Origin of the sequence: Leptospira yasudae, assembly GCF_003545925.1 — a bacterium.
Lineage (GTDB): Bacteria > Spirochaetota > Leptospiria > Leptospirales > Leptospiraceae > Leptospira > Leptospira yasudae.
In genome coordinates, this window is the sequence record NZ_QHCU01000003.1 from 186,946 (window position 1) to 200,356 (window position 13,411).

Annotated in this window: 14 protein-coding genes; 7 read left to right on the forward strand and 7 right to left on the reverse strand. The window is 47.9% G+C overall.

The annotated features are described in order from the left end of the window. Positions 1–237: 237 nt before the first annotated feature. The 3 genes from DLM76_RS09600 (at position 238) to DLM76_RS09610 (ending at position 2,628) form a co-directional block, all read left to right on the forward strand. Positions 238–1,074: a MetQ/NlpA family ABC transporter substrate-binding protein gene (locus tag DLM76_RS09600; protein WP_118955541.1), complete on the forward strand. Its 837-nt coding sequence runs from the start codon at positions 238–240 to the stop codon at positions 1,072–1,074. A gap of 73 nt (positions 1,075–1,147) precedes the next feature. Then, entirely contained in the window at positions 1,148–1,960 is an 813-nt protein-coding gene (locus tag DLM76_RS09605; protein ID WP_118955540.1) for a methionine ABC transporter ATP-binding protein, read from the forward strand. Continuing rightward, positions 1,957–2,628, forward strand: coding sequence for a methionine ABC transporter permease (locus DLM76_RS09610; protein ID WP_118965072.1), 672 nt, complete (start codon positions 1,957–1,959; stop codon positions 2,626–2,628). Before DLM76_RS09605 ends, DLM76_RS09610 begins: the two co-directional genes overlap by 4 nt. A gap of 92 nt (positions 2,629–2,720) precedes the next feature. Here DLM76_RS09610 and DLM76_RS09615 read toward each other — a convergent pair whose 3' ends face one another. Further along, entirely contained in the window at positions 2,721–3,734 is a 1,014-nt protein-coding gene (locus DLM76_RS09615; RefSeq protein WP_118965268.1) for a zinc-dependent alcohol dehydrogenase family protein, read from the reverse strand. Between the two features lie 159 nt (positions 3,735–3,893). Between DLM76_RS09615 and DLM76_RS09620 the strand changes: the two genes are divergently transcribed. Then, positions 3,894–4,292: a SufE family protein gene (locus DLM76_RS09620; protein WP_118955538.1), complete on the forward strand. Its 399-nt coding sequence runs from the start codon at positions 3,894–3,896 to the stop codon at positions 4,290–4,292. A 62-nt stretch (positions 4,293–4,354) separates the two neighbouring features. Here DLM76_RS09620 and DLM76_RS09625 read toward each other — a convergent pair whose 3' ends face one another. The 5 genes from DLM76_RS09625 to DLM76_RS21710 all read right to left on the reverse strand — a co-directional run bounded on the left by DLM76_RS09625 (position 4,355) and on the right by DLM76_RS21710 (position 6,977). Then, positions 4,355–4,918 carry a TPM domain-containing protein gene (locus tag DLM76_RS09625; protein ID WP_118965073.1) on the reverse strand — a complete coding sequence of 188 codons (564 nt, stop codon included), beginning with the start codon at positions 4,916–4,918 and terminating at the stop codon, positions 4,355–4,357. Between the two features lie 16 nt (positions 4,919–4,934). Continuing rightward, positions 4,935–5,852: a TPM domain-containing protein gene (locus DLM76_RS09630; RefSeq protein WP_118965074.1), complete on the reverse strand. Its 918-nt coding sequence runs from the start codon at positions 5,850–5,852 to the stop codon at positions 4,935–4,937. Positions 5,853–5,863: 11 nt separating this feature from the next. Beyond that, on the reverse strand, positions 5,864–6,466 hold the full coding sequence (locus DLM76_RS09635; protein ID WP_118955535.1) for a LemA family protein: 603 nt from the start codon (positions 6,464–6,466) through the stop codon (positions 5,864–5,866). Positions 6,467–6,538: 72 nt separating this feature from the next. Next, positions 6,539–6,811, reverse strand: coding sequence for a DUF736 family protein (locus DLM76_RS09640; protein ID WP_118955534.1), 273 nt, complete (start codon positions 6,809–6,811; stop codon positions 6,539–6,541). 25 nt (positions 6,812–6,836) lie between these two features. Next, positions 6,837–6,977 carry a hypothetical protein gene (locus DLM76_RS21710; protein ID WP_167450751.1) on the reverse strand — a complete coding sequence of 47 codons (141 nt, stop codon included), beginning with the start codon at positions 6,975–6,977 and terminating at the stop codon, positions 6,837–6,839. A 192-nt stretch (positions 6,978–7,169) separates the two neighbouring features. Here DLM76_RS21710 and DLM76_RS09645 point away from each other — a divergent pair, with 192 nt between their 5' ends. The 3 genes from DLM76_RS09645 (at position 7,170) to DLM76_RS09655 (ending at position 12,275) form a co-directional block, all read left to right on the forward strand. After that, positions 7,170–8,891, forward strand: a complete 1,722-nt coding sequence (locus DLM76_RS09645; protein ID WP_118965269.1) for a SpoIIE family protein phosphatase — start codon at positions 7,170–7,172, stop codon at positions 8,889–8,891. A 303-nt stretch (positions 8,892–9,194) separates the two neighbouring features. Continuing rightward, complete coding sequence (locus DLM76_RS09650) at positions 9,195–10,580, forward strand: Lcl C-terminal domain-containing protein (RefSeq protein WP_118965270.1); 1,386 nt, start codon at positions 9,195–9,197, stop codon at positions 10,578–10,580. 285 nt (positions 10,581–10,865) lie between these two features. Beyond that, positions 10,866–12,275, forward strand: coding sequence for an Lcl C-terminal domain-containing protein (locus DLM76_RS09655; protein ID WP_158586044.1), 1,410 nt, complete (start codon positions 10,866–10,868; stop codon positions 12,273–12,275). 91 nt (positions 12,276–12,366) lie between these two features. Here DLM76_RS09655 and DLM76_RS09660 read toward each other — a convergent pair whose 3' ends face one another. Then, positions 12,367–13,401, reverse strand: a complete 1,035-nt coding sequence (locus DLM76_RS09660) for a DMT family transporter (protein ID WP_118965075.1) — start codon at positions 13,399–13,401, stop codon at positions 12,367–12,369. Positions 13,402–13,411 lie beyond the last annotated feature (10 nt).

The window sequence follows — 13,411 nt, forward strand, 5'->3', positions numbered from 1 at the left end:
TGAAAATTGCATCTTTCCTCAAATTTGGGAGAATTTCGATTCTTCCCTTGAAAAAGACGATGGCCTCTCTTAAAGCTTTAGCCTGGACGTGGTCCGTCCGATCGGGTCTTTTGATGTCGGCTTCTTTTGAAGAGCCGTTAACGATTCGTTCGCGTGGATTGAAACCTACTTGCGTGCATTTCAGAGAACGGTTTTTGTTTTGCAGTACGTTTTCAAATTTATATAAGGTGATTCATCATGAAATCCATTCGACTCGGTTTGATCCTTTTGTTCGCATCCGTTTTCGTATCGGTTGCGGTTTGTAAAAAAGCGCAGGCGCCTTCGTTGCCCGGCGATCGCAAGTCCCTCAAGATCGGAATTTGCCCCGGACCATACGGCGATCTTCTAAAAAAAGCGGTATTTCCGAATTTGGAAAAGAAAGGATACAAGATCGAGATCGTGGAGTTCAGCGATTATATCCAGCCGAATCTTGCATTAGAAAACGGTGATATTGACGCGAATCTGTTTCAGCACGCGGTTTATCTGAATAAATTCTCCAAGGATAAGAATCTGAATCTTTCCCCGATCGTTTCCGTTCCTACAGCGCCGATGGCGATTTTTGCCGGTAAGAGTAAAACGATCCAAGCCGTTCCGAACGGAGGAACGATCACTCTTCCGAACGACCCGACCAATCAGTTACGGGCGCTCAAGTTGTTTCAGGAATTGGGTTTGTTGAAAGTGTCTCCGAACGCGAACCCCGCCAAAGCATCGTTAAACGATGTCACGGAAAATCCTAAGAAGTTGGATCTCCGTCCTTTGGAAGCGGCTCAGTTGCCGAGATCCTTGGAGAGCGCTGAGTTGGCGGCGGTCAACGGAAACTTTGCGATCGCTTCCGGTTTGGATCTTACGAAAGCGTTGAAACTCGAATCTCTTGCGGAAGAACACAAGAACATCATCGTGGTTCGTTCCAACGAAAAGGAAGCGGTCTTTGCTAAGGACGTCGTGGAAGCTGTTCATTCTCCCGAATTCGCAAAGGTGATCGATTCCGACTTTCAAGGGTTTCAGAAACCGGATTGGCTTTTAAATCGAAAATAAACCGATTTCCGGTTTGATTTTGATACGGCGTCTTTTTTCAATCGAAGAAAGGCGCCTTCGCTCTTTCTTCGCTATGACTCAAATTCCCTTTTTAGAATTCAAAGACGTTTCCAAAACGTTTCGCTTAACAAAAGGACGTTCTTTTACCGCGGTGGATCATGTGAGTCTGGAAATTTCCAAAGGGGAGATTTTCGGAATCATCGGGACCACTGGCGCGGGGAAAAGCACTCTATTACGTTTTCCGAATCTTCTCGAACGACCGGATCACGGCCGCATCTTTTTGGAAGGTATGGATATAACCGATCTCAAAGGAAAGAATCTTCGATTACACCGTCAGAAGATCGGAATGGTTTTTCAACAGTTCAACCTCGCTTCCAGCAGAACCGTCTTCGACAACGTCGCCTTTCCGTTAAAGGCCGCCGGTTTTTCCAAAGCGGAGATCGCGGTTCGGGTTCGGGAACTTTTGAATTTGGTCGAGATCCCGGAAAAGGAAAACGTTTATCCCGCGCAGTTGAGCGGCGGACAAAAACAAAGAGTGGGAATCGCAAGGGCTCTTGCCAATCATCCAGAGCTCCTACTCTGCGACGAGCCGACTTCTGCCCTCGATCCGGAAACCACGAGATCCATATTAAAACTTTTGAAACAAATTCGGGAAAAACTTTCGATCACGATGTTGATCGTCACGCACGAAATGGAAGTCGTTCGCGAGCTTTGTGATCGAACGGCGATCATGGAAAAGGGAAAGATCGTCGAATCGGATCGAACGGATTCTTTCTTTGCGAATCCTAAATCGGAAGCGGCTAAAAAAATCATCGGTTCCAACGGCAACGGCAAATTCTTTTCTTCGGATCCGAGTCGCGCGACAACGGGAGATTCCATTCTATGAATTTAATCTTCGAAACTCTTCCTTCGGACGAATTTGCCAAGGCGTTTATCCAAACGTTTTGGATGGTGGGAATTTCCTTATCCGTCGCTATCGTTTTCGGAATCCCGCTCGGACTTTTGATTTATCTCACGGATAAAGGAATCTTTATCCGCAATCGGATTCTTCATTCGATTTTGAATACGATCGCCAATATCGTCCGTTCGGTTCCGTTCGTCATTCTTCTGGTCGCTCTTTTGCCTTTGACCCAATTCGTCACGGGAACGACGATCGGTCCTTTGGCCGCATCGGTTCCCTTATCCGTCGCGGCGATTCCGTTCTTAGCGAGACTCGTGGAATCCGCGTTACGCGAAATACCGGAAGGAGTTTTGGAGGCTTCCGTTTCCACGGGAGCCAGTCTAACACTGATTATACGGGAGATCCTGATTTACGAAGCGCTCCCCGGTATCGTCGCGGGAATTACTCTGACTACGGTCAGTCTTTTGGGTTTTTCCGCAATGGCCGGAATCGTAGGCGGGGGAGGAATCGGGGATCTTGCGATCCGTTTCGGATATTACCGTTACGAAGACGGAATCATGTTCGCAACCGTTGCGATTCTCGTAATCCTAGTTCAATTGATTCAGTGGTTCGGGGATTGGGTGCGGAGAAGGGTGGATAAACGCGGCGGTTAAGAACGCGACGCGTTTTTGCGGTTCTGTCGGCCAGAAAAAGGTCGTTTGCGGCGACGTTTATTCCGGAATCTATATTAGAATAACGTTTTATTCTAAATTTCGATGCAGATTTTTCCGAAATGTTTTCCCGATTTTAGCGAGTCGTAAGCCTGCGGAGCTTCCTCGAATTTAAAGATATGATCGACTACCGGTTTGATCTTGTTGGCTTCGACCGCCTTGTTCATATCTTCGAAGTTTCGTTTGCTTCCTACGATGATTCCTTGAATTCGAATTCCGTGCATCAGGATCGGAAACAGGGAGAGGTTGTTGCTTTCTCCACCCGCTAAAACTCCGATCAATGCGATCGTTCCCCAAGGTCTCGTGCAGGAGATCGATCTTTGCAGAGTTCCCGCGCCTCCGACTTCGATGATCAGATCCGCGCCTTTCTTGTTCGTGATCTTGCGGACTTCCTTATCCCAATCCGGTTTTTCGTTGTAGTTGATGACTTCGTCCGCTCCGAGCGCGGTGAGCTTTGCGAGTTTGTCGTTGCTGGAGGAAGTCGCGATGACCTTGATCCCCATCATTTTAGCGAATTGTAATGCGAATATGGAAACGCCCCCCGTTCCTTGGACGACGATCGTCCCTCCGGGTTGAATGTTTCCGTGTGTGATGATTGCGGTGTAAGCGGTGAGCGCTGCGCAAGGAAGAGTGGATGCTTCCGCAAAGGAAAGATGTTCCGGCATGGGAACGATTCCTTGTTCTCCGAAAATTCTATATTCGCTGAGAGTTCCATCGAGCGGACCTCCGAGCGTGTTGCGCAGCATATCGTTGTCCGGCGCTCCGTCGAGCCAGGTTTGCGCGAAGTTGGCGCAGATCTTGTCGCCGACTTTCCACTTCGTAACTCCCGGACCGACTTGCGCGATTTCTCCGGCTCCGTCCGAAAGAGGAACAAGAGGAAGTTTTTGTTTCGGGTTGTATCTTCCGATCGCCATCAGATAATCCCTGTAGTTCAAAGAAGCGGCTCTGAAACGGACGAGAACTTCTCCCGGTCCCGGAACCGGATCGGGGCGTTCCGCGATTTTTAAATTCTCCAGACCGAATTGATTTTGAACTTCGTAAACTCTCATGAGAGGATCAAATTTTCGGACGGACTTTAAGAAAACCATTTTTTGATTTCGAAAGGATCGATCGATTTCGCGGTACCGGCATCGTCTAAGCTATGAGAATCAGCTTCTCTTTTTCTGATTGCTCGCGGAGGCGTTTTGGAAAAGCTGGAAAGTGAGTTTATGAGCAGCGTTGCGGAAGTTCAAAAAGAAATCGTTTCCGAATTTTCGGAATGCACCGATTGGCAGGAACGCTATCAACTTTTGATCGAGATGGGAGACGAACTCGGTTCGCTTCCCGATGAAGCCAAAACTTCGGAGCGTTTGGTTCCCGGTTGTCAGTCCCGTGTTTGGATCGTTTCCGAAGAAAAGGACGGCAAGATCGAGTTTCAGGCCGACAGCGATTCAGCGATTACGCGCGGTATGATCGCTCTTTTGATCCGCGTTTTTTCGGGAAGAACCCGCGAAGAAATCAAAACCGCTTCTCTGGAATTTCTAAAAGAGATCGGTCTCGACAAACATCTTTCCATGTCTCGCAGAAACGGTCTCTATTCGATGGTCAACATTCTTCGGAATAGTTGAGACGGTAGAAGGTCATAAGCCCGCCCCGGACGGGGTTTGGTCGTTCGGATCGATACCATTTCTTAGATGACTTCCGGACGATCGGGAAGTTCGTTCGGGTTTTGTTTTCCCGGCGGAAAATGTTTCTGCAAAAGCTGCGTAAACGTTTCGATCGCAGTGAGAATGCTTTCGAGATACGAACCCGATCGGAAACCGTTCTGCATTTTGCCGCAGATTTCGTCTAACGTGTTTTGTCCGATCTTCTTGTAGATTCCCCGGTCGGCGAGCAATTCGATCCTTCGATCGGTGAGTTGAACGTAGATCAAAATCCCCGTGTTTTCTTCCGTATCCCAAACCCGTTTTTCCGAAAAGAGTTCCGCCGCTCTTCGTTTTGCGTCCAGGCCGAACAAAACTCTGGAAACGGGAAGGCCCGATTCCAGGATCACTTTGATTTCTCCCTTGTGTGAACTTTCGGATTTGGAAACCGCGGATTCGATTCTTTTTAAATCCTCCGCGCTGAAATACCGTTTGAATCGATAGGTCTTCGATTTGTCCGCGGTAAAGGAAAAAAGGGAGAAGATCGATTCCAGCCAGTGATTCAGAATTCTTTGCAGAAGAGAAGGTTCGGACGTATATTGCTTTATCATACTATTTGAATCCTTTTTACCAGCTTCCCGAGGCGCCTCCGCCTCCCGACGATCCGCCACCGCCGCTCCAGGAACTTCCTCCTCCCGAAGAACCCCAGGACGAACCGCCGCTTCCTCCGATTCCGCCTCCGTTCGCGAGAACGAAGAACCAGAGTAAGAACGCGCCCGGAATCAACAACCAAAGAGTGATGGACCAAAACAAACCGAGGATCACGAAGATGACGGCTCCGAATCCTCCGGAGAATCCGTTGCCGAACATCAGTCCGAACAATTTTCCGAGAATGACAAGAATGATGAATGCGGTTACGAGTTTATTCGGAAGTTCCGGTTCGAAATCCCCGTCGCCGGAAGAGGATGAATCGGAACCCGCTACTTTACCGCTCGCTGCGGGAAGTTCTTCACCGTCGATCTTTGCGATGAGCGCGTCGATCGCGTCCGAAATTCCTTCGTAGTAATTTCCGTCGCGAAACCGGGGAATCATATAATCTTCTATGATTCGTTTTGCGATTACGTCGGGAACCGCGCCTTCCAATCCGTATCCGACTTCGATCTTCGTTTTATGGTCGCCGATGGCGACGACGATCAGAATTCCGTCGTCGATTCCTTTGCGTCCTAGTTTCCAAGCCTCGAAGGTTTTGACCGCGTATTCTTCCACGGTCCAATCGAGAGTGGAGCCGACTACGAGGACCGCGATCTGACTTCCTTTTCTTTTTTCAAAGGCGACTAACGTGGAAGTGAGGATCGCCTTTTGTTTGTCGGTGAGCGTGGACGTCGTATCCGTGATCTGCGTGCGCAGCGGAGGAATGACGGGATCTTCCGCTTTCCATTCTTCCCTTAGGAGAAGAATGGAAGAATTTCCCGTTTTCAAAGTCCAGCCCGCGCTGAACGTAAAAAGCCAAATAAAGAAAAGGATTCCGAATTTCAACCGGATCATATTCAAAATTCTTAAAATTTAACTTCGGGCGGTTTGGAGATTTCCTTTTCGTTTTCGACCGTAAACGAAGGTTTTACGTCGAATCCGAAAAGTTTTGCGGTGAGATTGCTCGGAAATTTTCGGATTGTGATATTGTATTTTTGCACCGCTTGGATGTATCGGTTGCGCGCCACGGTGATTCTATTTTCCGTTCCTTCGAGCTGCGCCTGCAAGTCCCGAAAGTTTTCGTTGGATTTCAATTGCGGATAATTTTCCGCGACGACGAGCAAACGGGAAAGCGCGGAAGTCATCTGCGCCTGCGCCTGCGCGTATTTTTTGAAAAGTTCCGGATTGTTCAGAGTCTTCTCGTCCGCTTGAATCGAACCGACTCCGGCTCTGGCTCGGGTCACTTCGGTTAACACTTTTTCTTCCTGAGCCGCGTATCCTTTCACGGTGTTGACCAAGTTCGGAATCAAATCGGCTCTTCTTTGATATTGGTTCAAAACCTCGGCCCAAGACGCAGTGACGGCCTCGTCTTCTTCCTGGATCGCGTTATAACCGCAGTTGGTGGAACCCAAGACCGCGAGTGTGAGCGTAATCGCCAAAAACAACCTGGTTCGAATCTTCGTTTTCAAGAAATTTCTTTCTCCTGTAGAGGTGTAATTCTTTTACGATTAGACCCCGATCGTAAATCGAATTTTCATTCTTCAAAACGGAAAATCTTCTTCTATGTCCGTAAAGTCGTTCCCGTCCGTTTCGCCGACGGGAGAATTTCCTTCGGATTTTTTTTCAGGATTCGGTTCGGAAAGGCTTAAAGAAAGATAATTCTTTCCGGTGGCCGATTTTCGAATCCAACCCGCCAGGCGATAGGTTTTCCCTTCGAGAAGCACCTTGCCCGTGTAATCGGGTTGTGTTTCCTTTTCCTTGGTTGCATTACTAAAGAGACTTCCTTTCTTTTCTTTGAGTGCGTATTCCGCCATATTCGATTCTCCTTGTGCGGTCGTTTTAAGCCGCTTCCCTTGCTTTGCGAATTGCTTCTTTTTCGAGCGCTCTTTTGCGGATTTCTTCGATAAGTTTGTCCGCGAGAATTTCCGCGATCGCTTCGATTCTTTCATCCATCCATTCTTGATTCATTGTGGTTTGCATTGGTGTTGCCTCCGATCTGAGATTCAGAATACGATTTCCCCCGGACAAAAAGCCGAACTACGAGATGTGTTCGGAGGTTTTTTTCGAATTTTTTTTCGAAACGGAGAACGGATTTCTCGGATTTCTTCGATAAAACCTTTGACCTTTATCGCCGACGGAAAGAATAAAGGGCGGATTTTCGGTGACTACGTTATGCGGATAAAATCGGATTCTTTAGAATTGGAGCGGTATCGGGAATTTTTCCTGAGCAGCGCCGAAGGAATCTGGTGTTTCGATCTCGATCAGCCTCTCGATACGAAACAAAACGAAACGAAACAGCTAACTCATCTCCTAACACACGCTAGACTGACGATCTGCAACGATTCCATGGCGAGAATGTACGGTTATTCCGGTCCTTCCGAAGTGATCGGCCGAACACTTTCGCAGCTCGTACCGTCCGATTCTCCCGAAGATCTGGAGCCGTATTACGCGTTTATCCGCGCTTCATACAATATGAAGGATTTTGAATCCAAGGAATCCGATCGGTTCGGAAACTGGAAATACTTTCTGAACAGCGTAGTCGGCGTGGTTAAGGACGGAAAACTCGTTCAGATTTGGGGATCGCAGAGGGATATCACTCCTTTGAAACGATCCGAGGATCAACTCAAGTATTCGCTTTTTTTACAGAGCAATCTCACCGAAATCTCCAAAAGTTTCATCACGCTTCCTCCGATGGAATTGGACGTCGCGATCCGCAACTCGATCGAAAAGGCAGGGAGAATCTGCGGCGCGGACCGCGCTTATATTATAGAATACTCGAATACTCATAAATTTCTTTCCAACACATACGAATGGTGCCGCGAAGGAATCCCTTCTCAGCTTCAATACTTCCAGAATATTCCCGTGCAAAATCTTCCCGCCGATCGATTCGAACAGATACGAAAGGACGGATACATCGCGTTCAATTCCGTTCAAGAAATCGAACGGGAGAATTCTTTCCTGAGCGAGTTGATTCTTCCGAGAGGAATCCGATCGTTGCTCGTCATCCGGTTGACGTATGAAGGAAAGGAGATCGGTTTTTTCGGAATCGATATGGTGCGGGAAGATCGGACTTGGACCGAAGAGGAGATCTCCATTCTCGGTTTGATCGGCGACTTGATCGTTCTCGCTTTCGATCGCAAAGAAAAGGAAGGAACCTTAAACGCATTCTACGATCGCATGCACTACGATCTCGAACTCGGACGACTTACGCAGCGGTCCCTTGTCGATCGAACGTTTCCCGATTCGAAATACTTCCGTATGGAAACATACTTTCGTCCGTTTGAAAAAGTGGGCGGGGATGTGATCAGCACGATCGAAAACGAGGACGGAAGCATCGACATCTTATTCGCGGACGTTTCGGGTCACGGGATTTCTTCGGCGATGGTTTCGGGAATGGTCGTGATTTCGTTTAAAAATTCTTCCCGAATCGGATTGTCCCCCGCCGAGGGCCTAAGTCGAATCGTGGAAGACCTCAAACCTCTCGTCGTCGATCATCATATCTCCGCGGTGCGCGTGAAGTATGTTCCCGAATCGAAACGTTTAGTCTATTCGTATGCGGGACATCCTCCGATTCTTTTGTTTCGAGACGGAAAACGGATCGAACTCGACGGAATGAATCTTCCTCTTCTTGCGTTTGAAGGAGCGCAGTATTACGATCAATCCATCGATCTTTTACACGGGGATCGGGTCGTATTCTTTTCGGACGGGATGTATGAGATCTTTGACGCTCAGGGAGAACTTTTGGATCTTCCCGGTTTGATCTCCATCCTGGAAGAATATCTCGATACGGAATCCATCGAAGATTATATCGAGTTGATCGTATCGGATCTATTCGCGTATTCGGGCGGAAACTTCGGAGACGATATTGCCTTAATGATTTTAGATATTTATTAAGCAAAGAATCCGTTCTTGCTTTCAAAATCGCAGTTCGATTTTTATAGATCGATTCTTTTTAATAAAAGGAGAATGTAGGAACTCCTTCGTTTTCGAAATTGAATCGATTTCTATTGTTCATTTCGCAATAAAATGATTTAGCTTATAAACTGGTGGGATCAGTCTTGAAGATCGACCTATAATTTTCATAACAAAGGGAATTACTTTTTTATGAATCGATCTACAGCGCGTTCCCAAATATTCTTTTCGTGTATCAGAAAGAACAAGCTGCAAGGCTCTGTCCCGGTTTTGGGACAGGTTCTTATGGTTTTGTCTCGGCTGATCGCCGGACTTTTTCTTCTTACTTCTTGTTCCGAAGCGGAACGGATCAGCATCGACGCTTCTTCGACCGCCGGATTATTGCTTCAGGGCGGAGTAGAAGCTTCTCGAAATCGAAGCGGTGCCACACCCGATTCCAAAGAAATCACTTCGTTTCGATTCAACGCGGCCGAAAATTCGTTTGCTGCCGACTTTGTCGGAGAAATTTCAGGAACACAGATCACGGTTTCCGTTCCGTTTGGAGCGATTCGTCGTTTGAAAGCGACGTTTGCAAACACGGGAGCGGGGGTTCAGGTCAACGGAGTTTCGCAAACGAGTGCACAAACCGAAAACGATTTTAGTTCTTCCCTTGTATATCGTGTTACCGCAAAGAACGGGAGTTTTACCGATTACACCGTAAACGTAATTCCGACATTTCGTCTAACGGACGCGGGACAAACGAATTGTTATTCCACTTGTGCCGCCGATCCCGGTCAGGATGCGGCTTATACGACGGGAGTTCCCGCGTCCTTTCAATCCAATGTAGTTTTATCCAGCTATTCTCCGCAGCCCGTTACGTTTGATCGTCAAACCGGGTTGATCTGGAAAAATTGTCCGGCCGGATCGTCGAACGTATCCTGCTCGACGATTTACAATTATACGCAGCCGACCGCTTCTTCTTACTGCACCGGTTTGAATTCTATGAATGCGGGGTCCGGTTACGCCGGACTTCAAGGTTGGAGATTGCCTAACATCGAAGAATTGATCAGTCTCAGTACGTTTAAGACTTCGGGAGCCTCGGCGTTTATCGACACGGCGGATTTTCCGAACGGGCTCGGGGGATATTGGTCTAACGATACGGACCAGTCCGATTCGAGCAAGCGTTGGGTTTTTAATTATACGAACGGCTTGAATTTTTCTCAAGACACGAACGCCGGTTATTATGTGCGTTGTGTTACCGGAGGCTCTATGCCGGCTCGTTCCTATTCCGACTTGAATGACGGGAGTGTTCGAGACAATCGGACCGGACTCGTTTGGCAGAAATGTTCCGTGGGACAAACTTGGTCGTCCGGATCTCCGTCCTGCACGTCCGGAACGGCCACGATTCATAATTGGACCTCAGCTTTGATCACATGCGGAACTTCGAATCTGGCGGGAAAATCGTGGAGGCTTCCGAATGCACATGAATTGATAAGTCTTGTGGATTTTACATCCCCCTCTTCGGGCGCGAAAATCGACGCAAGCGCGTTCCCCAATACCCCGCCGACCGGAATTTATCATACGAGCAATTCCAATCCTGGAATCCATGTATTTCGTGTTCGTTTCGGAGATGCGCGGATCGATACGACGGCGGTCAGTACGCAGAATTACGTTCGGTGTGTTACGGACTGAATTTGCTTTCGTAAGTCGTAACTCTTCCTCTCTTTTTGCGATCGCTTTTGGAATCGCATTCAAAGATTTTCATCGGACATCGAAAAGATGTTTCGATTGTCTGTAGCGTTTCGAATGACAAAGGTTGCTTTGATTTTAAGCAATTTTTGAGCAGAATCCTCTTTTCTACGAGAGAATTCCAATTTTTCCTCGAAAAGCGTTGACCCCCTTGAACGTTAGTTTGTCTTATAAAAGAATATTCGAACGATTATCATTTGGATGTTTCTAATATATAAGATAAGCATCATGCGCTCCTTAACTCGTAGCTTCTGGATTTCTTCCGTATTGATTTTGATTTCATGCGCGCAAGCGGACAAGATCAGTTTTGATTCTTCTTCAAACGCCGGACTTTTACTGCAAGGCGGTTTGGGAATCATCCGTAATCTCGGATCGGGAACCGCATTCTCTTCGTTTTCCTTTTCCGCTACGGAGAATTTTCTTTCTCAAGATTATCCGACAGTCGTCAACGGAACGAATATTACCGCAACGGTTCCGTACGGAGTTGTCGCCCGGCTTAGACCGACGTTTACGGTTTCCGCCGACGCAACGGTCAAGGTCGGAGAAATGACTCAGATCAGCGGAGTCAGTTGGAACGACTTTTCAAGTCCCGTGACTTATACCGTCATTGCGGGAAACGGAACCAAACAAAATTATACGGTTACCGTTTCCGTTACAAACCCGATCACGGACGCGGGGCAAAAGATTTGTTATGACGGAACTTTGAATTCGATTCCTTGCGGCGGCACCGTTCATCCGAATCAAGATGCGGATTTTCAAAACGGACCACAGGCTTCGTTCGTAAAAACCGTGTTTCCCGAATATTCTTCCCAGCCCGTGGTTCACGATAAGATTGCGGGACTTGCCTGGAAGTATTGTCCCGAAGGCACAAATCCAATCGACTGCAGTGGAACGAATTCTCAACATTCGTATGCGAGCGCGGTTGCCGCCTGCGACGCGTTAAACGCCGGTAACGGTTACGCGGGTTATAAGTCCTGGAGAATTCCATCCGTTCAAGAATTGTATTCGATTTCCACTTACGAGAATCCGACTCCGAGCCCGTATCTCGACGTTGCATTCTTTCCGAATTCTTCCCAAACGTTTTGGTCCGGGACCGCGGTCGCAACTCCGGGTTCAAGTCGATGGACGTTTAATTTTACGCAGGGAACTTCGAGCAATCTTTCCGAAACCGGATCGCTTCCCGTGCGTTGTGTCGTAAGCGGTGCGTTTCCCGCGAAACAATTTGTGGACATGGGAGACGGAACGATTTTGGAAAAAACCTCCAATCTTCGTTGGGCTCAGTGTTCGTACGGACAATCGGGAACGAATTGCTCGAGCGGAACGTTAACCAACATCGCGCGTCAGGCGGGTCTGCAATTCTGCGCGAACATTGCGACGAGCGACGGAAAACCTTGGAGACTTCCGAACGTTCACGAGCTTCGTTCGATCGTCGAATACGGATTTACCGTAGGAAACGGAGTGATCGATACCGCGTATTTTAAGAATAATCCCGTGAACGTGACGTATCTCACGAGCAGTGCAAATCCGGACCCTTCCAATAAGAATTTGTTTCTGATGGATTTCGTCTACGGTCCGATTTCTTTAAGTTCCTTTTTGGCGACTACCGCGGCGATCCGCTGCGTCAAAGACGGACCTTAATTTTAGTACATTCTAACATTAGAATGTACTGATTCGTCGGATCGGGTTTATTTTGCCAGGTCCGTCTCTCGTTCTTCCGGCGTTTTTACGTTTAGTTTATCGTGATTTCGGCGTTGTCGGCGTCTTCGGAAATTTCTTCACCTTGATTTTTTGGGTTCGATGCGGCTCCGTTTGCCTCCGCCGTTCCATTTGCAGCCGGTGCTGATTCTTTTATAGTCGTTTCCGATTTTTTCTTTCCGATGGAAAGAACTCCAGCCAACACCAAAACCGTTCCGGCCATTCCGGAGGACGTGATGGGTTCTCCTAAAAAAATCCATGCAAGCAGGATCGTAGACATCGGGCCGACCGAGCCGACGATCGCGGCTCTTCCCGAACCGATCATCCGAATCCCTTCCGTCGTAAAGTAGGCGGGGATTACGGTCGTCAAAACTCCGAGCGCCAGTCCGTATAAGTAAACGGGTACGGGTTGTATGAGCGCCGCAGGATTCTTTACTGTAAAGAAATGAATCACCACGATCATACCGGACAAAAGCATAAGATACGACGTAAAACGGACCGAACCTAATTTCGGAATCAAGGATTCGCTTCCTACGAGATACAACGAATAGGCGACGGCGGACGCGAATACGAGCAGAACTCCTTTGCTCGCTTCGGGGCCTTCGGTTTGAATGTCTCCGATAAACGCGATCGCGATTCCCGAATAAGTAAGAAGAATCGCGAACACTTCCACGGCCTTGATCTTTCTTTTGTAGAGCAAGGAGCTGATCACGAGGACGATCGTGGGATAGACGAATAAGGTAAGTCTTTCCAATCCCGCGGAAATATATTCCAAACCCATAAAGTCGAACAAACTCGCGAGATAATATCCTAAGAACGCGAGCGCAAAAATTAGAGCGACATCCTTTTTGGTAAGGGCGGCGGAAGGTTTCGAATTTCCCGAACGATACGCAATCCAAGCGAAGAACGGAATCGCAAACAACATTCTAAGAGCGAGAGCGGTGATCGAATCGATTTCGTATCGATAGACGAGTTTTACGAAGATCGCTTTTGCGGAAAAGAAAACCGCTCCGGCAAGCACGAGCGAGGCTCCTAAAAAAGGTTTCCATCTGGGTTCCGGGGCTTCCATAAAACCATGA